Raw genomic sequence first — 25069 nt, forward strand, 5'->3', positions numbered from 1 at the left:
TTCATGGTGACGCGGGAGGGGGCGCAAATGGACGACGATCTACAGTACCTAAAGGAAATGAAGCACCGGCTCCGGCGCATTCGCGAATATACACGGGAGGGCCGTCGCGCATTCATGGCGTCGAACATGATGCAGGACGCTGTCGTGCGCAACATTGAAATGATCGGCTACACATGGACCTGTCTCAGTCCAGAGTACCGGTTGAGGTTACCGGACTTTCCGTGGCGGCTGATCGGCGCGCGCGTCGACTACCTGATGCACCAGCGCAACCCGGAACGGTTGAGGAAGCTCGTCTGGCTCGCAGTGCGGCGTAGTGTGCCAGAACTAGAGCGGGCGATGCGCAAGCATGTTCCAGAGATCGATGGAATGCCCGTGGACCGCGGTGCATTGCCCGGCCCGCGTCCGGACCTGAAAGCCGTAGCGCAACGGGATGAACGGGCCGCATGACGGATCATTCGCATCACCGTACCCTGTGTAGCACGATGTCCAACACGGACGCAGACGTAGGCGAAAGGAGCAGTCATGAACCTTGCCGGAAAAACGTTGTTTATGTCGGGGGGTAGTCGCGGCATCGGTCTCGCGATCGCGGTGCGCGCAGCCCGCGACGGTGCCAATGTTGCGCTCGCCGCGAAGACCGCGACGCGACATCCCCATCTCGAAGGGACGATCTACACGGCTGCGAAAGTAATTGAGGACGCAGGTGGCCATGCGTTGCCGCTCGTCGCCGATATCCGCGACGAAGCGCGGGTGCAGGCAGTTGTCGATGAGACAGTTGCAGCGTTCGGCGGGATCGACATCGTGGTCAACAACGCGAGCGCGATTCGCCTGACCGGCACACTCGACACGCCTGTCAGTCGCTACGACCTGATGCATGGCGTGAACGGACGCGGCACGTTTGTCTGCGTACAGGCGTGCGTGCCGCACCTACGCAGGTCGTCAAATCCCCATATCCTCACACTGTCGCCACCGTTGTCGACGAACCCAAGGTGGTTTCGTGACTACCCGCCGTACCTGATCGCAAAGTACACGATGAGCCTGTTCACGCTCGCATTTGCGGCAGAATTCGCGGACCTTGGAATTGCCGTCAACTCGCTGTGGCCCAGAACGACGATTGCGACTGCGGCGGTGCGCAACGTGCTCGGTGGCGAGGACATGATCGCGGCGTCGCGCACGCCTGAAATCGTTGCCGACGCCGCGTACGCGATTCTCACGCAGCCGGCAGCCACATGCACTGGCAGGTTTTTCATCGACGACGAGGTACTGCTTGCCGCAGGCGTGCGCGATTTCGCCCATTATGACATGCAGGCGGGCGCGCCCTTGCAGGCGGACTTCTTCGTCGATGCGTTGCCGGGCATGCGCTCTGCCGACATGTTCGCCAAACAGATCGCGTCGCCGTGACGTTTCACGGCGCGAACCACAATGACAATGAGCACATCCCGACTCAAGGCACTGATGCTGAAGGAAACGGACAATGGCGTCCTACCGTCAATCGAATGGCTGAACGTCGACAATCTGCCGGACGGCGATGTCGTCGTCGACGTCCATTACTCAAGCGTCAACTAAAAGGACGCGATGGCGATTGCCAATCGCGGGATTATTCGTACGTTTCCAGCGATACGGGCATCGATCTCGCCGGCGTTGTCGCGACGTCGGCCAGCCCCGGGCTCCAGCCGGGCGACGCAGTCGTGCTGACAGGCTGGGGGATAGGCGAGCGTCACTGGGGCGGTTTGACACAGGTCGTCCAGTCGGACTGGCTCGTCCCGTTGTCGCCTGGTCTCACGCCAAGGCGGGCGATGGGGATCGGCACCGCCGGGTTCACGTCAATGCTTTGCGCATTCGCTCTGGAACCGCACGACGTCCGTCCCGCGGGCCGGAGAGATTCTCGTGACAGGCGCGAGTGGGGGCGTCGGTAGTTTCGCGATCGTGATCCTCTCACAACTCGGCTATCGCGTCGTCGCAATGACCGGGCGGCCCGAGCACGAAAGCTATCTGAGGTCGCTCGGCGCGGCCCGGACCATCGGCCGCGGAGATTACGCGGTGGCGTGCAAGCCCGGGCGTCACGGCATGATGTTCGAACTGTTCGCGAGTGTCATCGATACCGTTGGCGGCCCCGTGCTGTCGTCAGCGATTGCACGGCTCGCATCCGGCGGCTATGTGGCGGTCTGTGGACTCGTGGTGGGACCGAACTTGAAACCACTGTGTTTCCCTTTCTGCTGCGCGCGATCAACGTCGTTGGCATCGATTCGGTGCGCTGTCCCACGCCGCGACGCGTCGAAGCGTGGGAGCGGCTTTCGGAATGCGTGCCAGGCTCACAGCTCGACAGCATGATTCGCGAGATATCGCTCGAACAGCTCGTCGATGCTGCGGACGAGCTGGCAAAAGGGCGGGGGCATGGCAGGACGGTAGTCAATCTGAAGGCGGACCCCAGATCGGGGTGATGTGTCGGGTCGATGTCCCATGCCTTTGGGAAGCGTTCGGTGTTGACCGGGCTTGGCGAGAGATGTCGCCGGGAGACATGACGGACGGGACGTCGCGAGGTCGTAGTCCCGCAGCGATGCGCGTCCGGCTGGTTGCTTCCCCCGCAGGATTCAGCTTGTGCAACAAGCTCGCGAAACGGGACAGGCCACCGGGTATCCGCGAAAACGCGGCGAGTCCCGGCATGTCCGTTACGGACGGCTTCGCGATGTGCAGGCCGCATTGCTGCTCGAAAGAGGTTCGAAGCGACCAATGGGATGCGTGAGATGTTCTGGCCTGGAGTGACACGCCCATGTATCAACAGTTTCTTTGCCGGCGCGAAACAGGCGTAGGTGTGCCCGACGATGTTCGCGTACTGCTTGCCGGTCTCGAATTCGAAAAATCCCCGAGAACGTTGACTTTTCCGGCGCTATCGCGCGACGAAATTCGGTCTGCGCGTCGCTTCTGCGATGAGCGCGACGCAGTGCGGTTCGCCGCTACGCGTTCCATGCTCCGGGCGCATCTTGCGCGAGAGGTTGGTTTCAGTGATAGCGATCTTGACTTCTCCCGGTCAGCCATGGGTCGGCCATTTCTCAGCAACTGTCCCGGCTCGACGATCGATTTCAACGTTTCTCATAGCGGTGCTTTTGCGCTCGTTGCCTGGTCGCATTGCCGCCGGGTCGGCGTCGACATCGAGCAATGTTCGGCGTCGCTGAATTGGGAAACCCTGCAGGATAGGGTGCTGGGTGAGTCGGATCGCGCTGCGTTTTCAGCGCTGCCGCACCAGAAGCGACGCGACCAGTTCTTTGACGTCTGGGTCGCGAACGAGGCATTTCTCAAGGCGCACGGGAGTGTCGGAGCCGGGCTCGCCGATTTTTCTGTGCTGTGGCCAGGGGTTCTGTCGCGGTAAGACGATTTGGGCGAACGATAACGATATGATGAGGATTGCTTACATCGCCAGCGAGTAGAATTGCCGGGCGGCCGATGGCTTGAGTTCGCCTGCGTCTTCCATCTGCCCCTTGGCGATCATATGCATGAGTTCAATGCCGCTCAACAAGATGCGGGCACAATGAAATTCCTTGAATCCCAAGATGGGTCGGGTACGGCGCTTGATCGCCCGATGGTCTTGTTCCACGATATTGTTGAGATACTTGGCCTGGCGGATCTTGATGGGCGTCTCACGCTCGGCGTTCACGGCGCGCAGCCCGGCCAGATTGGCACTACTCTTGTCGATGGTTACCGTTTCGGGCGCGCCATTCTGATCGACGGCCTTCTCGAAGTACCGTCGGGCCGCCTCCTTGTCCGCTTGGCTCGCAGCAGGAAGTCAACCGTGTTGCCGGCCTTGTCGACGGCGCGGTAGAGATACTTCCATGTACCCCGGTACCTTCACATAGGTTTCGTCCATCCGCCAGTTCTTGCCGACCGGGCGCTTGCAGCGGCGGAACGCCTTTTCAAGCACCGGCAAAAGCTTGATGGCCCGCCGGTGCACGGTCGAATGATCGACCGCGATCTCGCGTTCCGACATCATCTCCTCGAGATTGCGCAGGCTCAGCGGGTAGGCCACGTACCAACGCACGTACACCAACATTATCTCGAGCGGATAGTGCAACCGCTTCAGCACTTTGGCTAGCGCTGGACTCAGCGCTTTCATTGTCGTTCACATCATCCTGTAAGGTCCCGCAGCATACCAGCCTCCGCTATTGCAACAGAACCGTGTAATGTTCCTGGATGCGCAGATCCGACTCGTGATACAGCAGTCCATCGAGTACATAGGTCGAATCGCGCACACCGACGTTCACGAGGTTCGGATAGAACGGCGCGTACTGGTCGGAGATGTGCGTGTAGAACATGCGTCCGGGCTCGGCGCCGTATTTCGGATTCACGTGTCCCGTGCTCTCGGCCTTGTTGCCCGCACGGAAGCGCTGCCCATCGGATGACGAGGTGGTGCCATCGCCCCAGTGGGCGGCGAACGGAAGGGCGAACTGTGCGTTGACGAGTTCAGCGAGCGCCTGTGAGTAGGTCTCATCCCGGATGTGCCACGCCTGCAGCCACGACAGTTTCGCGTAGGGTATCCGACGGTTGATCATTCTGATATGCGTGGGTTGGTTACCGCATGACAAACAAAACGTCGGGGAGCTGCCTCAATCTAGATTTGAGGGTTGTGCTGTTTCCAGTTACCTCCTAGTGTTGCCAAGAGGGTTCTCTCACCGTTGCCTGGTCCTAGCCCAAACATCCTGTTGCGTGCTCAACTAACCTCTCATGCTGGCTAAGCCCAACTGAGGGGGGCGACGTGTTGCCCGGTTGCCCAGATAAAGCCTACGAGTTCGCGCGCAATGGCGGTACAGATTGGTTCTTGAGCTTGCCGCGTGCCATCAGGTTTCGAAAGCGCTGACACAGCCGCTTTTGCGCCGCGATCTCCTGGACCTCCGGCGGTGTACGCTCTGCGCGCCGCTGCAGGATTGCGGTCTTTCGTGCGGGATGTCGGTAGGCCCACGCTGCTTCAACCAGCATGCGTCGCACATGGCTGTTGCCCGTCCGCTTGCGTCCACCTCGAGCGGCCCATGTAGCGATAGCCATGGCGCGACAGAAACGACGGCAGCCATTGCTTGGCCTGGCGTTGCAGATGCTTCATGTCCTCCCGCGCACGGGGCAGATCGCGCAGCGCCTCCTGTGCCTCATCCGGAATCCACACGGGGCTCAACTCGCCGGCTCGGTGCAGGCGCGCCAGGCTTAGGGCCTCGCGCCGGTCGGTCTTCACACGTTCGCCCGGCTTCTTCGGAATCAGCGACGGCGCCACGACCTGACAGTCCTGCTTGAGCTCACGCAGCTGTCGGCAAATTGTGTAGCCGCAGGGGCCGGCTTCGTAGCAGAACGACAACCTTCCCGTGCCGCGCCTGACCTGTGCCACCAGTTTCGCGATGGCCTCGGGCGTGATCACGATCTCGCCCATATACCGCAGCTCGCCGGCCGTGTCGGCGACCGCCACGGCAACCGTTTCCTGATGTACATCCAGGCCCACGTACTTGCTAAACTTGTTCATGACCTGCCCCCTCAATGCGGCTCTGAGCCGCGGTGTAGCCCGCCTCAAGCTTAATCCGCGTACCTTGAGGTGCGGCAGGTCCATACATGATGTCTAGGGGTCAGATTTCAATCGGCGTTGACACCGTCGCGGGAGTCGTCCATCACATCAGACCATCACGGGCGACCGCCCCTCTGGCTCTGACACCGTTTGTCCGCAACCCCACATTGCCTACATCCGTCGGCCCGATTGGAAGAAATTCGACACTTCACGTCGAGATGGCCAGACTCCGTTGGCTGTGTCGTGCTCGCATTCAGCGCCAGCGACCTTCAGCCGTACGCCTACCACGTGCATATGCTCACCGGATGGCCACCGCGCGAACCGGTTGCGATCTGGCTGCGCGTTTACCGCGTCACCTCGCAAGGCTCAAACCATTGCAGAGCATTGGGTTTGGACTGCGGCCGCGCTTGAAACCATTAGCAACCGATGCACATGTGATGGCGTTGGCCCAAGTTTTGCGTTTGCTTTTCGCGGACCATTATGAGTGGATTGAATTAGGACTTACGCAGCGTCGAGTGTTGCGCCTTTATGTCTCGACCAACTGCACGCTGACCAACTTCGCCGACCACGTTGACAACATGAGCCACGATGCCATCAACCGTTTTTTGCGACGGGAGCACATGACGCTGCGCCTGGTGTGGGACAACGTGCGTGGGCAGCTCGTCGCGCATGAAGACGGCTGCATCGTATTCGACGATTCCGTGACCGACAAGGACTTCTCGCACAAGATCGAACTCGTGCGGCGGCAATACAGCGGCAACGCCCACGGCCTCATCAAGGGCATCGGTGTGGTGAACTGTGTGTACGTGAATCCGCAGAGCGGCGAATACTGGATTATCGATTACCGTATTTACGATCCGGACGGCGACGGCAGGTCCAAACTCGATCACGTGCTGGACATGCTGACCAACGTGGTTCATCACAAAAACCTGCCGTTTCGCCGCGTGCTCATGGATATGATGCTGTTCATCGAATCGCTTTGGAGGACGTACTACTGCCCGCTGCGCAGTAACCGGCTGGTCGACGACTCCGAAGGTGAATTGCCATACCGGCATGTTGATTCGCTGCAATGGGACGCCCATTCTCTCGCGCACGAAGACGATCAAGATCAGGGGCTTTCCGAAACATCACAAGGTGAAACTGTTCCGGGTAGAGGTGTCGACACACCGCACGGACTGGGTCGTGACCAACGAGCTCACCCAGGATTCTTTGCCGGCGACACAAGACGCGTGTGGCCTGCGATGGAAGGTCGAGCAGTTAAACCGCGAACTCAAGCAGCTCACGGGTCTTCAGCGTTGCCAGTGCCGAAAGGCCGGCATCCAGCGCAACCATATCGCGAGCGCGGTACTCGTATGGGTCCGTCTGGCCGATATCGCGCGCAAGACCGGGCGCACGCTCTACCAAGTCAAGCAGAACTGCTCGATGATTTCCTCCGCCGCGAACTCAGAAATCCGTCCGTAACCATGCGTTTTGCGTAAGTCCTATGAATGACGATTGAACACGAAATCAAATCTCAACGGCGCTGCAGTTACAGCCGGCGTTTTTGCGCGAGCACCCAACACGGTTGCGGAGCGTGTGCCTGCCACGAACCCGCGACCCTTGTCTGGACGGATCACGGGGACTGCGTACACGCACAAGGAATGCGGCTAACACTGGCACGCAAACCACGACAACGGCAAGGATTGCGGCAATGCAATAGGGGAGTGTTCAAAAGTGTCAAAGCCACCATGCCGAATGTCTACTGACATTACAAGATGACAAAATTAGACGCTTCTTTGCACGCCGTGCCGTCCGGCCAAGACTCTGGGCTTTCTTGCCTCATCATGATGGCGATGTTGCACGGCCTTCCGGTTGATGAATCTCAGCTGCGCCACCAATTTGGGAACAACGTCTTTGGCAACCAGTTGCTGCTGTTGGCGGCCAAGGAAATCGGCATGACAGCAAAGCTGGTGCATCAGTCCGTGGACCGAATTGATCGCGCTCCGTTGCCAGCCATCGGTATCGACAACGACGGGCAGTATTTCATCGCAGGAAAATACGATACTAGTGGGGAAGAGCCGCGAATGGTCATGCAACGGCCGGGTAGCACACCAGTTATCCTCCCATTGAATGAATTCATCGGGTTATGGTCCGGGAAGCTAATTTTTTGCACCAGCAAAGCTAGTTTTACCGGAAACCTGGCCAAGTTCGACTTCACGTGGTTTATCCCTGCGATCGTAAAATATCGGAGTCTGCTGCGCGAAATTTTATTGATATCCCTAGTATTGCAAATCATCGGCCTTGTCACGCCGATGTTCTTTCAGGCCGTAATGGATAAGGTTCTTGTCAGTAATGCGATGCAGACGTTGAATGTGATCGCGATTGGGCTCATTTCTGCGATCTTCTTTGAAGTGACCTTGACTGCAATTCGAAACTGGGTATTTGCTCATACCAGCAGCAAGATCGACGTTGAACTCGGAGCTCGGCTATTCCGCCACCTGTTAGGCTTGCCGCTAACGTATTTTCATACTCGCAGGGTTGGTGATTCAGTGGCGCGCGTACGGGAGTTGGAAAATATCCGAAGTTTTTTGACCGGCAACGCCATGACATTAGTGCTGGATCTGATTTTTTCGATCGTATTCTTTGCTGTAATGATGGTTTACAGCGGAGCGCTAACGTTAATTGTGACTGTCTCGATTCCGCTCTATGCACTGCTATCAATGGTGTGCACGCCTATCATTCGCAACCGACTTGATGCCAAGTTCAATCGCAGCGCCGAAAACCAATCGTTTCTGGTTGAGACGATCAGTGGGATTGATACCGTCAAGGCGATGGCCGTCGAACCCCGCTGGACTCAGAAGTGGGACAAACAGCTAGCTGCCTATGTAGCCGCGGGGCTGTCTGTCAATAACGTCGCGGCCATCGCCAATAGCGGGGTCACACTGATAAGTAAGCTAGTCAACGTAGCCATCATGTGGTGGGGCGCGAAGCTCGTGATAGACCAAAAGATGACAGTAGGTGAATTGGTTGCTTTCAATATGCTGGCAGGGCAGGTCTCCAACCCAATCTTGCGCCTAGCGCAACTATGGAATGATTTCCAGCAGGTAGGCGTCTCAATGGGAAGATTAGGCGACATCCTCAACGCTCGCACGGAGGTCGTCGGCCGCAAGTCGCGCTTGCCGAAGCTGACCGGTGCGGTGGAATTCGACCGTGTTGTGTTCCGCTATCGGCCCGATGCACCGGAAGTCATTCGCGGAGTTTCATTGTCCATCAGGCCGGGCGAGGTGATTGGAATTGTTGGTCGTTCGGGTTCGGGAAAAAGCACGCTTACGAAGCTGGCACAAAGGCTCTACATCCCGGAAAGCGGGCGTGTACTAATTGACGGTCACGATATTGCTACGATTGAAACCGCTTCATTGCGCCAGCAAATCGGAGTGGTGCTGCAAGAAAACATGCTATTCAATCGATCGATACGAGACAACATCGCGTTGTCAATGCCGAACGCCTCTCTGGATGCGATCATCGCAGCGGCTAGCCTTTCCGGTGCGCATGAGTTTATTTGCCAGTTGCCAGAAGGATACGACACGATGGTAGGCGAGCACGGCACCGGTCTGTCGGGCGGGCAAAGGCAACGCGTTGCGATTGCCCGTGCGCTCCTTCCCAATCCGCGAATCCTGATTTTTGACGAGGCCACGAGCGCATTGGACTATGAATCGGAGAAGATCATTCACAAAAACATGCGAAGCATCTGCCGTGGGCGCACTGTGCTGATCATCGCGCACCGACTATCAACCGTCCGTGGGGCGAATCGCATCGTGACAATGGAGCGCGGCCAGATAGCGGAGGTCGGCAGTCACGAAGAGCTCCTCAAGATCCCGCAGGGAATGTACGCTCACTTGTACAGCCTGCAGCAGGGGGGCATGGCGTGAATCTGCGTCACCAATGGCAGGCATGGGGTGAACTGTGGCGCAGGTACCGCGATCATTTCGCGTACGCGTGGCGGGAGAGACGCGCACTTACACCACGTGACCTGAACTCCGAGGAGGCGGAGTTTTCGCCTGCAGCTCTATCGTTGCAGGAAAAACCGGTCTCGCCAACTGGCCGCTGGGTGGCAAAGATCTTAATTCTGTGGATTGTAGTCGCAATCACGTGGTCAATTCTGGGGCATGTCGACATAGTTGTGAATGCCGTCGGCAAGGTGATTCCATCAGGATACAGCAAGGCTCTTGCGTCAGTTGAGGTCGCTCGCGTGCGAGCATTGCACGTCACGGAAGGTCAGACGGTTCACGCTGGCGACGTTCTCGTTGAACTCGATTCGCGCACTGTGGACAGCGACCTAGAAAAGGCTCGCGGCGGTGCAGCGATAGCTGCATCGCACGCTGCCGGTGCACGCGCTTTGATTGCGGCGGTTGACAGCGATCGGCCGCCTGTTCTGGCGCCGAATTCGGGCGTTCCGCGTGAGCGCTGGCATGAAACCGAACAGAACTTGAACGGGCAGTGGCATGACTATGTCGCCAAGCGGCGCCGATTGGAGGGAGAGATCAGCCACGCTGAAGCGGCGCTTCCGTTGGCAGTAGAGCGCGAGCGGGACTACGCGCAGCTGTCGAAAGAAGACGACGTGTCACGCGATGCATATCTCAAGAAGAAGCAGGAGCGTATCGACCTCCAGGCTCAACTTATTGACGCGCGAAACCAGAGAGCGGTTTTGATTGCGGAAACGCGCAAGACGGCACTCGATGCGCTGGACGACGCGGAGCGGGTGCTCAATGATGCTACGAAGGATGCTGCACGCGCCGAAGCGCACGGCGACCTTCTCAAACTGGTTGCGCCTGTGGACGGTACTGTGCAGCAACTGGCTGTACATACTATCGGAGGAGTGGTCCCGGCGGCTGTGCCTTTGATGAAGCTAGTTCCCACCAAGAGCAAGGTAGAGGTCGAAGCCTTTATCGAAAGTAAGGATGTCGGTTTCGTCAGGGAGGGACAAAGCGCGGCTGTCAAGATCGATGCCTTCGAATACATAAAATACGGCACTGTTGCTGCGCGTGTGACCCATGTTTCACACGACGCTATCAAGGATGAGAAGCGGGGGCTGATTTATTCCGTAAAGGTGATGCTGGATCGACCGACGATGGAAATTGATGGCCGATCCGTTGCCCTGACGCCTGGTATGGGCGTAAGTGTCGAAATCAAAACTGGAACGCGACGAGTCATTGAATATGTTTTGTCACCGCTTATTGAGGAATCCCGCGAGAGTTTGCATGAACGGTAAGAGAGCGAGCAGCCGGCTGCGCGGAATAGTGATTCTGCTTGGCTTATTCGTCGGCGCACGCGCCCATAGCTCTGGCGTACCGGACCTTCTGGAAGACCCGCTCCTGACCCGACCGCCCCTGCTCAGTCATGGTGCCATTTTACAAAGTGGAACGCCGGCGGTTACATGTCCCGCCGCCATCGATCTCGCACGGCCGCTGACCTTGGCCGGCGCAGTCGACATCGGTTTATGCAACAACCCACAGATCGGTGCTTCGTTTGCCGCAATCAAAGCGCAAGCCGCGGCGGTCGGCGAAGCACGGGCGTCCTATCTTCCAACGCTGTCGGCAGATGTATCACCCTTACGTACCCGGACACAGTACCCTGACTCGCCTATTTCTAGCTCAACCGCAAATGGGCATACCCTGAGTGCGGGCGTGGCTTGGCGAATGTTCGACTTTGGCGCGCGCGCTGCGAGCAGCGAAGCTGCAAACCGTTCATTGCAGGCCGCTTTGGCTAGCCACGACGCGTCGATTCAAAAGGTGATGTCGGACATTGTGGAGGCTTACTTCAACGCACAGATGGCTCAGGCGACGCTAGCGGCGCGCGCCGAATCTACCTCGATGGCTCAACAAACCTATGAGGCCGTTGAACGCCGGCAGCGAATGGGCGTGGCTGAGCAAAGCGATAGCTTGCAAGCCGCCACGGCCCTTGCCAAGGCGAAACTCGCCGAACAGCAGGCTGCCGCGGACGATCGCGTATCGAATGGAGCTTTGCTCTATTTTCTCGGGGTAGCTCCTTCAACCGAACTGAGGCTCGCAGGATTGGAAGACGCGGCGACATCTCATGTTGTGGAAGACCTGAATTACTGGCTCGAGGAGACTGCCACGCGGCATCCAGCGATTATCGCGGCCCGCGAGCAGTGGAAAGCCGCGCGGGCGGAGGTGAAGGTCGCACGGTCCGAAGGCCTACCGACTATTGACCTCGTGGGCAACTTTTATCAGAACGGTTACCAGAACCAAGGGATGCAGGCGATTCACAGTAATACAACAACTGTGGGTATCACTGTGACGATTCCGTTCTTTGATGGGTTCTCAAGCACATACAAGGTGAGAAGAGCGCAAGCGCAGGCAGAACAAAGCGAGTCCCAGCTCCATGATACTGAGCAGCAAGTTTTAACGGACGTGATTAAGGCTCAGGCGGAGGCTGTCGCCGCGGCAGGAAAATTGCAAGCCGCGAAAGAGCTGCTTCGAGCGGCCCGCTCTGCGGTTGCGTCTTCGCGGCGGCGCTACGACAAGGGCGTTGCCAACATCCTTGAGTTGCTATCGGTGCAGTCGGCACTTGCGGACGCTCAGCAGGAGCGAGTTCGCAGCGTTGTCGAATGGGAGTCGGACCGCGTGAAGCTGCGGGCGGCAGCCGGCGCACTTGATCGGAGTGCGATAGGAGATCATGTGTTCTAGCGGGGAATCCAGTTTGCCGCAAGCATCGGACTGGCGGTGGTTATGGAGCAGCTGCCATCCGTAATGGGCATTCCCTTTGAAGACGGAGTCCCGGTGATTGAAAGCGCACCGGTTCCTCAAGCGCTGGCCGCCTAATCATGCGACCGACCCGCATACACCACTCTTGACGATTTCTCCGGCATATCAGCGCAAGATGAAACTCAATCTCCACGATCTCTCTTCTATGCGCGTTCATGTGTTTGAAGGGGCCCGGAATAGTTGGTAGGCAGTTTGAAAGGCGTGCCTGCTTGTTCCTCAAGTGTTGTGATTTGTGATCTTTTCAGGGGGTGACATGGCGTCAATTACGCGAAGCAGAAGGGAACTGGTCGTTACGGAAAGACAGGGATTTTTGACGAAATCATCAAAAACGGGCGAGACGATCGAGGGTAGAGTAGATAACAATATCGATGTGTTACGTAATTCACTTGGGAGCCCATTAATCAGCGCAGGATCTGGAAATTTTAACGATATGATCGGCGGTCAAGCCAACTCAGTGGGGCTCGCTCGTAACGATTTCGACTCTATGTCAATTGATTGCGGGCTTCCAAAATCAACTCGTATGTACAGGACCGATGATATCGCCCAAACCGGTGTCAATGGCTTGAGAACCCATCTTTCAGAGCTTACGGATAGAGTCGATATATACCGAAACTGCGTCGCCGCATATCTATCTGATACGATCGATAGCTTTGAAATGCGCAGATATAACGACAAGATCGCCTGCGTTCATCCGCAGCCACAATCACAGCAAAAATACACATACAGCTCGATACTTTCAGATTTACAAAGCGTTGCTAGCGCCATTGGAAGCGGTGGATTAACAGACGCACAATTGAATAGTCTTAAGACTTACGCGTCAGAAGTATCGGCGCAACTTGGAAAATCGTCATGCCTTGCCTATGTGACCAATGCATTGGTCAACGGCAACGCCGCTAACGTTGACTGGACGGGCGGACAGAACACCTCATCCAAGCTGGGCGATCTTGCCCCTGGCAGTAGTCAGCTCCAGTTCAACGAGCTGATTGATAAATGGTTCCTAGGTTCCGACAACCCATCGTTGTCGGGCCTTGGCGGTAGCTATGCGAACGTTACGCACCCGTTGTTCGGCACGAGCGGCGCGCCAACTGCAAACGATGTCAACCAAGGCCGCGTAGGCGACTGTTATCTGATGGCGGCACTCGCATGTGTGGCACAGGATGAGCCGAGCAAAATTGCGTCGATGTTTACGAGTGATGGCAACGGGGTTTACGGGGTTAGGTTCTTTGATGGCCCAGGAAATCCCGTTTACGTTACTGTGAATGATGCAGTTGCTCAAAATGCTGCGGAAAATTCCTGTGATAGCTGGGTTCAAATTCTCGAGAAGGCCTTTGTAGAATACCAGCACATGAACGGCCTCGCGAATCAATATAAAGCAATTGACGGTGGCTGTGACATTGGCCTCACGGCTGTGACTGGAAGGCAAGCGGAGTCCTATGAGTGTTCCTCTTTTTCACAGACATCGTGGGATGACACGGTGAAGCAATCCATCATCAGTGGTTTGAATAATAAAACCGAGGTGATGTACGGTTGCTCTCAGAACACTACGGATCCTTCAGGCCAGATAGAGCTGGTGAACGAACACATGTTCTCTGTTCTTGGGTATGACCAATCAACCGGGGATTTTATTCTCCGGAATCCGTGGGGAAACCATAATGGCAACAATCGATACGACACTCAGTTTGAAGTGTCTGCCGATCAACTTTGGAACAAGGGTGGGGGCGGCGAAGTAATCATTTCAGATCCCGAATCTAATTGCGTTGCCAAATCCACATCCGGTGGCACGCTTGGTAGTCAGGTTAATAGCCTGGTCGCCAGTATGAGCGCGCTGCATTTTCAATCATCCGAATGGGGTGCGGCGTATACGAGGCTGCATTCGGTCGATCAGCAAATCAACACAACACAACACATATAGCGTAGGCCAAAACGCAAGGTGGATCGAAGGTGTGAAGGTCTACCACCCGGGACTGCGGCGAGGCGTCACGCGCGGATGGCGGGCGATGATCAGACGCCGCAGTGCGATTGAGCCAGCCATCGGCCACATGAAAACAGATGGCAAACTCGATCGGAACTGGCCGAAGGGAGCGCTCGGTGACGCGCTGCATGCGACACCCGTCCAACAATTTGGGGTGTTTTTTCATGAGCAAGTACAGCGTGCGGTTCAAGCGCTCGGTTGTCCTTGAACTCAACAGAATACGTTTGTTTCGTCTTCAACTCGTACCTCTGACTCTTCTCGATAAGAAAGTTCAGAGGCGACAACTACTATGACGCCGGGGGCTCATTGAGCCGATCCTCGATCCACTATTCCATGCGGATTCGTATGGTTATCGTCCCAAGCGTACCACGCATGAAGCGGTGCATCGGGTGGCGACGGCGATTGTTCAGTGGAAGACCCGAGTCATAGATCTGAATTTGCGTGCGTACTTTGACACCGTGCGGCATCACCTACTGCTCGAAAAAGTGGCGCGTCGGGTCAATGACCGGGACGCCATGCATTTGCTGAAGCTGATGCTGACGGCATCGGGTAAGCAAGGTGTTCCGCAAGGCGGGGTGATTTCGCCACTGCTCAGTAACGTCTACCTCACTGAGGTGGATCGGATGCTGGGGCGGGCGAAAGAAGCCACGCGCAATGGGAAGTATACCTACGTCGAGTATGCCCGCTTCGCTGATGATCTCGTCGTGCTGATCGATGCACACCCGCGCCATGACTGGCTGCTGGGGGCGGTAAGCAGACGACTACGGGAGGAGTTTGACAGGCTACAGGTCGAGGTGAACGAGGAGAAGAGCCGCACCGTGGATCTGAGATGCAAGGAGAGCTTCGGCTTTCTGGGGTTTGACTTCCGTCAATTCCGCAGCTTCGGGACAGGGCGTGGCGAGCGCACTACACGCCGAAGCTGAAGAAGCGTACGGCGTTACTGCGCAAGCTCAAGGAGGTGTTCCGGCGATACCAGTCACAGCCGGTAAATCCAGTAGTCTAACTGATTAATCCGGTGCTGCGGGGCTGGGTGCATTACTTCGCTATCGGGGACTCCAACGAGTGCTTCAACTTCATCAGGGACTGGGTGGAAAAGAAGATCCGGCGCCACATGGGGCGATCCCGGAACCGACGGGGCTTCGGCTGGAAGCGGTGGAGTAGGCGTTGGCTGTATGAGGAACTGGGGCTGTTCAATGGCTACAGGGTCCGCCGTACCGTCGCACCGAAAGCGCGCCCGGCATGATAGGCCCCATAAACCTTGACGTGAAGCAAACAGGAGAGCGTAGTGCGGGAAAACCGCAAGCTGCGTTCGACGTGGCGGGAGCTGGAAACGTGACTATGGCAGCCGGACTGAGGGCCACCGCGAAAGCGGTGGAAAGACCACCGGAGCCTACCGTGCGCGCGCCAGTTCTCGACCCTACCTGAGAGGGCCTGCGGGTGCGATTCCCGCGGGCTACTCACCCACGGTGTACGGGGGATCTGAGGCGGGGAATTGAAGGCGGTGGACTTGGTCTGGACGAATTGGTTCGTCACGGGGCGCAGCAAGTGATTCAATAAGCGATCGAAGCGGAGCTGGCAGAACTGATGGAGCGGTTCGCGAACGTCAAGACTTTGCACGGGCAGCGCGCCGTCGTGCGCAACGGCTGCTTGCCAGAGCGCGAGGTGTTGACAGCCGCCGGCCCGATTGCTGTGAAGGTGCCAAAAGGTGCGCGACCGATCGGGATCGGGCGTGAAGTTCAATTCGACGATTGGCCGCCGTACGTGAGGAGTCGCCTCGCGTGAGCGCAGCGCTGCCCTGGCTGTATCTGAAGGGTATCTCGACGGGCGATATGAGCGAAGCGTTGAGCGTGCTGCCAGGCGATGACGCCAAGGGCTTGTCGGCCAACGTGGTAAGCCGGCTTAAGGCGCAATGGGCCGACGAGCATGTGGCCTGGAGCCGGCGTGATCTGTCGGAGTCGCACTATGTCTATTGGTGGGTCGACGGCATTCACACGGGGCTGCGCAGCGAGAACTCCGATGGGCAATGCTTGCTCGTGATCATCGGCGTGAAACCGGACGGGAGCAAAGAGCGTGTGGCGATCGGCGATGGGTATCGCGAGACGAAAGCGTCGTGGCTGGAGCTTCTGCTCGACCTGAAAAAGCGCGGTCTGAAGGCAGGACCTCTGGCTGGCGGTCGGCGACGGCGCAATGGGCTTCTGGGCGGCGACTCGGTGCAAGACGATCGACCGGTTCAGCAGAAACTCGCCGCTTGATATCGACCGTCACGATGCTGCCCATACACCACTCTTGACGTTAGCTCTGTTTCGTGTTGCGTGAAGACAAAGAGATCGTGGATTCCGCTCATTGTGAGTGAATGAGGGCGAATGAATGAGGGGGGTGTGACTGCGGCCGCGCTCCGATGTCCCGGACCAAGATTCCCGGTTGAAACTTGCATGTAGAACAGTCATCTCATCCATCGCTTGGCTTCATGACGCCAACCCGGTTCGTGTAAGCCTGGCTGGCGGCGCAGCGGGAAGGGGATTCTGCTGCATAACCCGGGGGTGTCCGGAAGGGGAGATTTGGGGGGCCATATGCGGTTAAAGAGCGCGACGCGCGGCAATGGTCTGTATTTGGACAAGGTAGGTCGACGCAAATCAATTTGCGAGTTTGGTGCGTCGGCTACTTTTCTTTAAGCATATCCTATATTGATAGAAAACGTCGATAAGGAAATGAAAATGGCAACGGGTAAGGTTAAATGGTTCAACGATGAAAGAGGGTACGGATTCATTCAGCCAGACGACGGAAGCTGCGATCTGTTTGTGCATTACTCTGATATCCAGATAGAGGGATTCAAGACGCTACAGGATAATCAAAGGGTAACCTTCGAAGCAAAAAACGGGCCCAAGGGCAGGCAGGCGATAAGCATCCAGCCGCACTGACCATGCGCTTTCTGGTAATGCCGCGGCAGCAAGGAAGACATCGGCGCAATGCGGCATCAGGTGGCCGCCGGCAGGTGGCGTTTAATCTGGGCGAGGAGAGCTGGAACCTAACACTGGTTGATAGCCGAGGTGACACAGCGGCGGAATGGTCGCTGCGCGTGATACGGCAGCTGTCCTCATCGCGAACGCAAGGGTGCGATGCAATCCCGGCAATGCGCACGGTTCTAGAGTCCAATTCGCAGCTTGGCATGTCAATGTCATAGAGCCAGCGTGTATGGCGCCCGGATCGAAGGTTGGGCCTGGGCTGCTTTCTGTGTAGGCCTATCACCTCATGCCGGATATGATGCCACCCCTGTTATTGACGTGCTCGTTCGATACACGGCTAGCTGTTTCGTGCATGCGGATATCGCGGGTTGTGTTATTGCAACATGCAGCGAACGGGAAGGTGTTTCGGTCCACAAACGAAGTTTGACTCCATGTATTCGATCTCACCCACTAGCTCAGCGCGTTGCAATCTCGGAATCAGCTCATCGAACAGAATCCGCATCTCCATGTGCGCGAGATGTCGACCAAGGCATACGTGGCCGCCGACACCGAACGCGATATGTGGGTTGGGTCTGCGATCAATATTGAATGTGAATGGCGAAGGGAAGACTTCTTCGTCGCGATTCGCCGAGCCATAGCACAACATCAGCCAATCTCCTTTGCGAATTTTGCGGCCCCGGATATTAGTGTCGGCAGTCGCTGTACGCATGAAATGATGAACCGGCGATGCGAATCTAAGGCATTCATCGATAAAATGTGGAATGAGCGATCGATTTGCCTGAAGCTGTGGTAGCAACTCCATAAAGCGGCACAATGCCCACATTGCGACCGACGTGGACGACGACACTGTATGATGCCCTGCGGCAGCGATAATTACGTAATAGCCGAGGCGGGTTACGTCATCGATAGGCTGCCCATTGATGACCGCGTTGGCTAGCAAAGTCGCGACATCATTGCGCGGGTCCTTCCGGCGCGCTTCGTTTAAGCTTTCGAAGTACTCCCTGAAGTCGTCAACTACAGACAGGAGCGCATTGCCCGTCGCACTGCTCGCGTCGCCTTGGCGCACCGTATCGCGTGTGTATTCCTCGTCTTCACTCCCGAACATCTCGTAAGTTAGTGCAAGTATGCGAGGAAAATCCTCCTGAGGGACACCGAGAATATCCATGATTACGTGCAGTGGGTACTGCGACGCGAATGCGCCTGAAAAATCGATCACCTTTCCGTTGTGTTGCTGCAGCTTCGCGACCATCGCACGGGCTAGCGATCTAATACGGTCTTCAAGCTTGAGAATACTGTTCGGCATGAACCAGGATTGAGTCAGCGCGCGTAAACTTTTGTGTTCTTCGCCATCGATGTGCACGAGCGACCGAACAATGTTCGGTGAACCGGTCGTGGACATAATATGCTCTATCGATGCTCTAGGGCGACACACGACAGAATAATCTCCATTATGGAATAGAGAATTATTCCGTGAGATCATAGAGACGTCGGCGTGTTTTGTAATCACCCAAAACGGGTCATGCCCGGCAGCCGTCGCTCTCCCGACAGGGTTGTTTGCGCGTGCCCAAGTGTAAATTTCGTGGAGGCCATCGATGTCCGTGTGGGACTTCGGATCGACGATGCGGTTCGCTATTTCTCTTGGTAGGTCATATTTTTGCATTCTGTTTGAGTCCAGGGGAGGTTCGTGTTAGTGGACGCGCGACACGAACGAGCGTCGACGCGCGCGATGATCCAGTCTGCTAACGTAGAGAGCTCATTTCAGTTGGTGCTTGCCGATCGATTTAACTTTATCGCAGGCGGGTGCTCCCCGCGGGTGGTGGTTGGTGTGGTGGCTGTCAATTTTCGTCCGGGGTATCTAATTATCATATTATGATTTCTCATTTCATCCTTAATCCATATCAACATTGTTCTTTGATATCGACGATATTGAGAATACGCGGCGGAACGTATGCAAATTAGTGCGCGGACTGTAGTCTCCTGTTGAAGTTAAGATAATTAATTGGTGTGATGGTTTCGCCAGTTTAACCAATAAGACGCAACGCCGATCAGGAATGTCAGGAAGGTCAGAAAATTTAGTCATGCATCGAAAGTGGGGGCGTGACTCGCCAACGCTGGCAGCGTCAGTCGCGTCATTTGGGAGGATCGATCGGTGCTGTGAGTCGTTGCATTCCAGCATGTTTAGCTCTATTCAGAACTTTTGACGGATCGCGGCGCGAGCAAGGATCTGGCGATTGCTGGATGAGTCACCCACATTCGCGACGCTCGCAACAGCGGGAACCCCAAGAGACGATGTCCCAGATGCTTGTTGCCAACCGATTTCGAAATAGACGTCGGTTCGCTTGGATAAAAAGTAGTCTGTTGAAATCGTTACTTGGTTGAAGTGCTGGTTTCCGAGTATGTGTCCCGAAACGTCTTGAATGCCATTCGATTGCAAGTAGTCGTATGATGCTGCGACTGTCCACGCTTGGCTGAAACGATACATTATTCCGACATCGTAGTTGTTGAATATGACTGTTCCGTCCAGCTGAGGCAGGGCGAGATTCGCGTATTGAACATTAGAGAACGATGCTGCCACGATGACGGGGCCGATTGTGAAGTTGGATGCTACGACTACAGACTGATACGCTTGGGCGGAGGCATATCCACGGTTGATAGCACCTTGAAGAGGAGAGATTCCATTCAAATAAGCAGTAAAAAATCCTGTGCCTGGCGCTGCGGTGGGGTTCTTAAAGTACTCGAATGATGCCCCCAGTTTCAATGGCCCGTTCACGTAACCTGCACCTACCGAATAACCACTGGTAGATGTGAAGTTACCGGCAATACCACCAAAGCTGTACTCAATTCCGAAGCTCGCGCCGTAGATGTCAGGGCTCATGTATCGGACAGAATTATTCGGTCGAACCGTGTTGGACGCATTGTCCAGATCCCCTGGGTGTCCCGCCGGCGCGCCTCCGACCAGTGCTTCGGCAGTCAGCGGCTCGGGAAAGTAGAAGATCATGTCGTATTGACGTCCAAATGTCAGGCCGCCGCAGTTGTCGCTTTTGATACCGATGAAGGCTTGACGACCAAATAGCAGGCCGCCCTGACCAGCCTGACCTTGATTTAGGTTTACGCCTGACTCAAGGGTGAACGTTGCATGTAAACCGCCACTGAGGTCCTCGCTTCCGGTCAGGCCCCATCGACTTCCCATGAGGCCGCTAAGCGAGTCAAGCGAAATTCTCTTGCTATCAGCAACGTTGCTTTGGTACATAATGCCTTCGTCGAGTACACCGTAGAGATTCACAGTCCCTTGTGCTTGAGCCAAGGATGACGCACCAAATAAAGCCAGAAATATCGACCTTTCCCAACCACGCATAATTAGATTTCCAGGAGCGTGTGAGTGAGAAGCTCTGTTTCGCTCGACGACATCTGTCTGTACAGCGCTGCGACGTGCTGCCACGATTGCGCCGATGTTGGTGTGCTCCAAAATAGAGCGCTACAGCGGAAGAAAGCCACTGTATCGTTGATATGTGCAGTTGCCTCTTTGCATTTTTTGGAGATCATATCTGTGCGACTTAGGCTTTACTGTATGGCGTCCAAGGTGTCAAACGGGTTGAGCGCGAGATCGCTTCACATTTCCAGAGCACAGATCGTGCCGACTCAGATTAGTCGGCGAAAAGGAGCCACCAGGCGCAGTGCGACGTCTTCAGGTGGATTGATATCCGATGAAGATTGTCGTGCGGACCGCCCGATGTGCGACAGTCCTCATTTCGTTTGTGAGCATTTGGTCAATACGCGACAATCGACATGGGCTGAAGAGGCGTCTATTCGAACAAGAACCCTCGTAAGAGATCGTGAAGCCGGTAGCGTCCTTGACTAGTCGTGTAAAACGGGGGGCTTGTCACGAGTCGCGCTCAACAATTCGTCTCACGAGGGCGGCAGTCATGCCGCGAAGACCACCGGTGCCGAAGGTTGACATACCCCCGGAAGGCAGGGTGTGGGGACGAGGCCGTTGGAATTCCCACATCTCAATGCATCGCTCAGACGGTGGTCAAGCGATATCTGTAATCGCTTGTGGTTTCACGACGACTCATGCGGCTATCATCCTGGGCGGTCCGCGCATCAGGCGCCCGACGTTGGCCGGCGGCGCGGCCGGGGGCTATGCTTGGGCGCTGGGCCTCGACATCAAGAAGTTCTTCGGTAGTATCGAACTGGTAAATCATGATGCGACAACGAGGCTGAGCAAGGCGAGGCCGGCAACCATCGCAACTGGGCCAGGCGCTAGACTTCACCAACAAGCGCACGCGTCGCAAGGGCGTCGTCGACGAGGTGGCGTGGCGCAAGAACCGTAACAAGTCGAAGATCTGAGCTTGCCCCTGAAAAACGTATCCCTTGCTGAGGTTTAAACTGCAGCAAGGAGAAACGAAGATGAGCCAATTGAAGCGTGCGCGGTACACCCTGGAATTCAAGCTGGAGGCGGTGCGGCTGGTGAAGGCCGGCCAGAGCCTGGCAGCGGTGTCGGCGATTCTGGGGGTGTCGAGCCAGACGATCTCGAACTGGGTGCAGGCGGACCGAAAAGGAACGCTGGTCGGCCCGGGTACGAAGCCGGTAACCGAGGAGCAGATGGAACTGGCTCGACTGCGTGCGGAGAATGCGCGACTGAAGATGGAGCGCGACATTCTAAAAAAGGCGGCAGCGTACTTTGCGAAAGAATCGACGTGAAGTACGCCTTTATCGAACGGGAGCACAAGCGCTGGCCGGCGTCGCTGCTGTGCGAGTTGCTGGAGGTCAGCCCGAGCGGGTATCACCAGCGGCGTCAGCGGGCTGCAGCGGGCCGGGAGAGGCACAGCCCGGTACAAATCAGCGACGATGCCTTGCTGGCCAACATCCGCGCGATCCATGCGCAGGTCAAGGGTGAGTACGGCTGGCCGCGCATGACGAAAGAACTGGTTGCACGTGGTGTGCGCGTGGGTAAGGAGCGGGTTCGCAATCTGATGGCGCGGCACGGCATTCGTGCTCGGCACAAGCGCAAGTTCATCGCGACGACGAATTCGAACCATAACCTGCCGGTCGCGCCGAACTTGCTGAAGCGTAACTTCACGACGAGTGCGCCGAATCAGGTCTGGACGAGCGACATCACGTACTGCGCGACTGCAGAAGGCTGGGTTTATCTGGCGGTCATCATCGACCTGTTCAGCAGGCAGGTGGTGGGCTGGTCGATGCAGCCTCACATGAAGGCCGAGCTGGTCACTGACGCGCTGCGCATGGCATGGTTCAGACGGCGTCCGCCGCCGGGCCTGATCATGCACAGCGACCGGGGCAGCCAGTATTGCAGCGGGCTGTTTCAGGACACGCTGAAAGCATATGGCATGCGTTCGTCGATGAGCCGCCGTGGCGATTGCTGGGACAACGCGCCGACCGAAAGCTTGTGGGGTTCGCTGACAGTCGGTCGCCTGCATGGTCGGCACTTCGCCACACGGCGCGCGGTGATGGACGAAATCGTTGATTGGCTGGGTTTCTACAATGCCCATCGGCTACACTCGACGCTCGATTACGTCAGCCCTATGACGTTCGAGAAGAACTGGCTCGCTGCCCAGCGAGCCGCCTGAATTCCCTCGGCTATGGGATACGTCAAACAGGGGTAAGGTCAATCCTTGCCCGAGTCGAGCATGTGTTTGCGGTCGTGGAGCGGCTGTGGGGCTTCACGAAGGTTCGTTATCGCGGGCTGTCAAAAAACGCCAATCGCGCCTTTGTGGCGCTCGCGCTAGCCAATCTTTACATGTGGCGAGGTCGCTCGACAGCACAGGTGCGCCCGTAGAGGGCCAAAGACGGGCGACAAGCCCGTGCAGGGCCCCTCAAGGGGCCCAACATGAGCAGGAATGCCTCGCTTTTACGACTGTTATTCGCGATCTCAAAAGTTTACACATCTCTTGATCGCAACCCGTTGTGTTTACACGGCTTGATCAGCGTAGCCCTAAGCCAATGCTGATCAAGTCCACCGTTCATGACTGTCGTGCGTTATAGCGTGGACGTGCAACGGCGAAAGTAAAAACGGGATGAAGCAACTGACACTGGCGATGGCTGTCGATCAATGCGGGCGATTCGAGGCGCAGCGCAAACCCACGCGACGCGAAGCGTTTCTCGATGAGATGAGCTCGATCGTGCCGTGGGCGCAGCTGTGCGCAGTGGTGGAGCCGTTTTATCCGACACGCTGCAATGGTCGCCCGCCGATTGCACTGGAGCGCATGCTGCGGATTCGCTTTGTGCAGCACTGGTTCAACCTTGCCGACCTTGCATGCGAAGAGGCCCTGTACGACAGCCTCAGCCTGCGCCGTTTTGTTGGCATTGACCTGGGCAGCGAAACGGTGCCGGACGCCACGACGATGCTCAAATTCCGGCATCTGCTGGAAGAGCACAAGCTGGGCGAGCGAATCTTCGCGGAAGTGGGAGTGGTGCTGCAGGCGCGGGGGCAAAGCTCAAGAGCGGCACGATTGTCGACGCCACACTGATCGGTGCACCCTCGTCGACGAAGAACAAGGAGAAGGCGCGTGACCCGGAAATGCATCAGACGCGCAAGGGCCAGCAATGGTATTTCGGCATGAAGCACCACATCGGTGTGGACAGTCAGAGCGGGCTGGCTCATAGCGCGGTCGTAACCGCCGCCAACGTACACAGCAAGCATCCGCAGCCGCAGTTGCTGCACGGTGAGGAGCAACGCGTCTACGGTGACAGCGCATACGCGAGCCAGAAAGCACTGATTCACAGCAAGGCCCCGAACGCACGTGACTTCACCAACAAGCGCACGCGCCGCAAGGACATCGTCGACGAGGTGGCGCGCCGCAAGAACCGCAACAAGTCGAAGATCCGTGCCCGGGTCGAGCATGTGTTCGCGGTCGTGAAGCTGCTGTGGGGCTTCACGAAGGTTCGTTATCGCGGGCTGGCGAAGAACGCCAATCGCGCCTTCGTTGCGCTCGCGCTGGCCAATCTTTACATGTGTGGTCGCTCGACGGCACAGGTGCGCCCATAGAGGGCCAAAGACGGGCGAAGAGCCCGTGCAGAGCCCCTCAAGGGGCCCAACATGAGCTCGAATGCCCGCTTTTGCGGCTGTTTTTCGCGATCTCGAAAGTTGACGCATGTCTTGGTCGCAACCAGTCGTGTTTACCGGGCTTGATCAGCGTTGCCCTAACACCTTCGAGAACAAGACATCGTCGATGTCGCAACGGTTCTTGGCGGTGTACCCGAGCGGTTGGTCGAGCGTGAACATCACAGATGCGATCGCCGAATAGCAGTGACGCTGCTAACGCCGAGTCGCTTAAATGCTTACCTGCGCGGCGACAGGCCTGCGCTGAATAGTGAGGAATTGCGCGGCTACCAGTTATTCAAGGCAAACCATTGCGCAACCTGCCATGCGGGCAGGAATCTGGGCGGGCAGTCGTTCGAGCGAATGGGTCTCCCGGCCGACTACTTTTCCGTTCGGGGCTACACGTCCGCAGGACAACGGTCGGGCGAATGTTACAAAAGAGTCGCTCGATTGCCATGCGTTCAAGACGCCGACGCTGCGTAACGTGGAACTGACCGCGCCATATTTTTACGACGGTCGCCGTGCTGAACTGCATGCAGCTGTGCGCGACATGGCGACGTATCAGGTCGGCAGGCGATTGCCTCAGTGCGCCAGCTGACGGACTCAGTCGGTCGCGCGGTGACGGATATATCCGTTGGAAACGAGAATCTTGCGCGGCGACAATCATTTTGGCCGGTATAGCGACAGAGGTTTTGGCTGGTGGGGAGAACTCGGAGGCGGCGTAGCCGCCGGAGGGTTCTCCCCACCAGCGGCGCCGAGTCGGCCGGGTTCTACGAT

The 25069-nt window shown here is 57.0% G+C and carries 17 protein-coding genes and 9 pseudogenes; 21 read left to right on the forward strand and 5 right to left on the reverse strand.

Annotation, left to right across the window (positions count from 1 at the left end; all coding sequences use genetic code 11):
- Window positions 1-27: 27 nt before the first annotated feature.
- The 6 genes and pseudogenes from AB4Y36_RS37425 (at window position 28) to AB4Y36_RS37450 (ending at window position 3364) form a co-directional block, all read left to right on the forward strand.
- Window positions 28-447, forward strand: coding sequence for a DUF86 domain-containing protein (locus AB4Y36_RS37425; protein ID WP_141710950.1), 420 nt, complete (start codon window positions 28-30; stop codon window positions 445-447).
- Between the two features lie 75 nt (window positions 448-522).
- On the forward strand, window positions 523-1398 hold the full coding sequence (locus tag AB4Y36_RS37430; protein ID WP_069269252.1) for an NAD(P)-dependent oxidoreductase: 876 nt from the start codon (window positions 523-525) through the stop codon (window positions 1396-1398).
- 27 nt (window positions 1399-1425) lie between these two features.
- Window positions 1426-1563, forward strand: a complete 138-nt coding sequence (locus AB4Y36_RS37435) for a hypothetical protein (RefSeq protein ID WP_256095096.1) — start codon at window positions 1426-1428, stop codon at window positions 1561-1563.
- A 396-nt stretch (window positions 1564-1959) separates the two neighbouring features.
- Window positions 1960-2133 (forward strand): annotated as a pseudogene (locus tag AB4Y36_RS37440) (oxidoreductase); the annotation flags it as partial.
- A 65-nt stretch (window positions 2134-2198) separates the two neighbouring features.
- A complete protein-coding gene (locus AB4Y36_RS37445) occupies window positions 2199-2438 on the forward strand; it encodes a hypothetical protein (RefSeq protein ID WP_368661811.1) in 240 nt (79 codons plus the stop codon).
- 329 nt (window positions 2439-2767) lie between these two features.
- Window positions 2768-3364 carry a 4'-phosphopantetheinyl transferase superfamily protein gene (locus tag AB4Y36_RS37450; RefSeq protein WP_368661802.1) on the forward strand — a complete coding sequence of 199 codons (597 nt, stop codon included), beginning with the start codon at window positions 2768-2770 and terminating at the stop codon, window positions 3362-3364.
- A gap of 39 nt (window positions 3365-3403) precedes the next feature.
- Here AB4Y36_RS37450 and AB4Y36_RS37455 read toward each other — a convergent pair.
- From AB4Y36_RS37455 to AB4Y36_RS37465, 3 pseudogenes are all read right to left on the reverse strand, one after another.
- Window positions 3404-4105, reverse strand: a pseudogene (locus tag AB4Y36_RS37455) (IS6 family transposase).
- A 61-nt stretch (window positions 4106-4166) separates the two neighbouring features.
- Window positions 4167-4559 (reverse strand): annotated as a pseudogene (locus AB4Y36_RS37460) (Tn3 family transposase); the annotation flags it as partial.
- 161 nt (window positions 4560-4720) lie between these two features.
- Window positions 4721-5494 (reverse strand): annotated as a pseudogene (locus tag AB4Y36_RS37465) (transposase).
- A gap of 554 nt (window positions 5495-6048) precedes the next feature.
- Here AB4Y36_RS37465 and AB4Y36_RS37470 point away from each other — a divergent pair.
- The 10 genes and pseudogenes from AB4Y36_RS37470 to AB4Y36_RS37515 all read left to right on the forward strand — a co-directional run bounded on the left by AB4Y36_RS37470 (window position 6049) and on the right by AB4Y36_RS37515 (window position 17187).
- A pseudogene (locus AB4Y36_RS37470) lies at window positions 6049-7011 on the forward strand (transposase).
- Between the two features lie 276 nt (window positions 7012-7287).
- Entirely contained in the window at window positions 7288-9441 is a 2154-nt protein-coding gene (locus tag AB4Y36_RS37475) for a type I secretion system permease/ATPase (protein WP_069268851.1), read from the forward strand.
- Window positions 9438-10781: an HlyD family type I secretion periplasmic adaptor subunit gene (locus AB4Y36_RS37480; protein WP_368661803.1), complete on the forward strand. Its 1344-nt coding sequence runs from the start codon at window positions 9438-9440 to the stop codon at window positions 10779-10781. Before AB4Y36_RS37475 ends, AB4Y36_RS37480 begins: the two co-directional genes overlap by 4 nt.
- Window positions 10771-12219, forward strand: a complete 1449-nt coding sequence (locus AB4Y36_RS37485) for a TolC family protein (RefSeq protein ID WP_069268849.1) — start codon at window positions 10771-10773, stop codon at window positions 12217-12219. The genes AB4Y36_RS37480 and AB4Y36_RS37485 overlap by 11 nt, the downstream gene beginning before the upstream one ends.
- Before the next feature lie 331 nt (window positions 12220-12550).
- Complete coding sequence (locus tag AB4Y36_RS37490; protein WP_368661804.1) at window positions 12551-14209, forward strand: C2 family cysteine protease; 1659 nt, start codon at window positions 12551-12553, stop codon at window positions 14207-14209.
- Window positions 14210-14231: 22 nt separating this feature from the next.
- A pseudogene (locus AB4Y36_RS37495) lies at window positions 14232-14402 on the forward strand (IS5/IS1182 family transposase); the annotation flags it as partial.
- 181 nt (window positions 14403-14583) lie between these two features.
- A complete protein-coding gene (locus AB4Y36_RS37500; RefSeq protein ID WP_368661809.1) occupies window positions 14584-15192 on the forward strand; it encodes a reverse transcriptase domain-containing protein in 609 nt (202 codons plus the stop codon).
- A gap of 107 nt (window positions 15193-15299) precedes the next feature.
- The gene (locus tag AB4Y36_RS37505; protein WP_368661805.1) at window positions 15300-15512 is read left to right on the forward strand and encodes a hypothetical protein; all 213 of its coding nucleotides are present in this window, start codon (window positions 15300-15302) and stop codon (window positions 15510-15512) included.
- A gap of 236 nt (window positions 15513-15748) precedes the next feature.
- Window positions 15749-16474, forward strand: a pseudogene (locus AB4Y36_RS37510) (transposase); the annotation flags it as partial.
- A gap of 509 nt (window positions 16475-16983) precedes the next feature.
- A complete protein-coding gene (locus tag AB4Y36_RS37515; RefSeq protein WP_069268847.1) occupies window positions 16984-17187 on the forward strand; it encodes a cold-shock protein in 204 nt (67 codons plus the stop codon).
- A 418-nt stretch (window positions 17188-17605) separates the two neighbouring features.
- Here AB4Y36_RS37515 and AB4Y36_RS37520 read toward each other — a convergent pair whose 3' ends face one another.
- Both AB4Y36_RS37520 and AB4Y36_RS37525 read right to left on the reverse strand, forming a co-directional pair.
- The gene (locus AB4Y36_RS37520) at window positions 17606-18892 is read right to left on the reverse strand and encodes a cytochrome P450 (RefSeq protein WP_069268846.1); all 1287 of its coding nucleotides are present in this window, start codon (window positions 18890-18892) and stop codon (window positions 17606-17608) included.
- A gap of 528 nt (window positions 18893-19420) precedes the next feature.
- The gene (locus tag AB4Y36_RS37525) at window positions 19421-20587 is read right to left on the reverse strand and encodes a porin (RefSeq protein WP_368661806.1); all 1167 of its coding nucleotides are present in this window, start codon (window positions 20585-20587) and stop codon (window positions 19421-19423) included.
- Between the two features lie 887 nt (window positions 20588-21474).
- Between AB4Y36_RS37525 and AB4Y36_RS37530 the strand changes: the two are divergent.
- The 5 genes and pseudogenes from AB4Y36_RS37530 to AB4Y36_RS37550 form a co-directional block, all read left to right on the forward strand.
- A pseudogene (locus AB4Y36_RS37530) lies at window positions 21475-21576 on the forward strand (IS5/IS1182 family transposase); the annotation flags it as partial.
- Between the two features lie 63 nt (window positions 21577-21639).
- Window positions 21640-22820, forward strand: a protein-coding gene (locus AB4Y36_RS37535; protein WP_368685619.1) for an IS3 family transposase whose coding sequence is annotated in 2 segments (ribosomal slippage) — window positions 21640-21904 and window positions 21904-22820 — 1182 coding nt in all. Because the reading frame shifts where the segments join, the coding sequence is not laid out codon by codon here.
- A gap of 41 nt (window positions 22821-22861) precedes the next feature.
- Window positions 22862-23029: pseudogene (locus AB4Y36_RS37540) on the forward strand (transposase); the annotation flags it as partial.
- A 238-nt stretch (window positions 23030-23267) separates the two neighbouring features.
- Complete coding sequence (locus AB4Y36_RS37545) at window positions 23268-23720, forward strand: transposase (protein ID WP_368661996.1); 453 nt, start codon at window positions 23268-23270, stop codon at window positions 23718-23720.
- Complete coding sequence (locus tag AB4Y36_RS37550) at window positions 23603-24238, forward strand: IS5 family transposase (RefSeq protein ID WP_368662008.1); 636 nt, start codon at window positions 23603-23605, stop codon at window positions 24236-24238. The genes AB4Y36_RS37545 and AB4Y36_RS37550 overlap by 118 nt, the downstream gene beginning before the upstream one ends.
- Window positions 24239-25069 lie beyond the last annotated feature (831 nt).

Source organism: Paraburkholderia sp. BR10936 (assembly GCF_040965735.1).
Classification (GTDB): domain Bacteria; phylum Pseudomonadota; class Gammaproteobacteria; order Burkholderiales; family Burkholderiaceae; genus Paraburkholderia; species Paraburkholderia nodosa_A.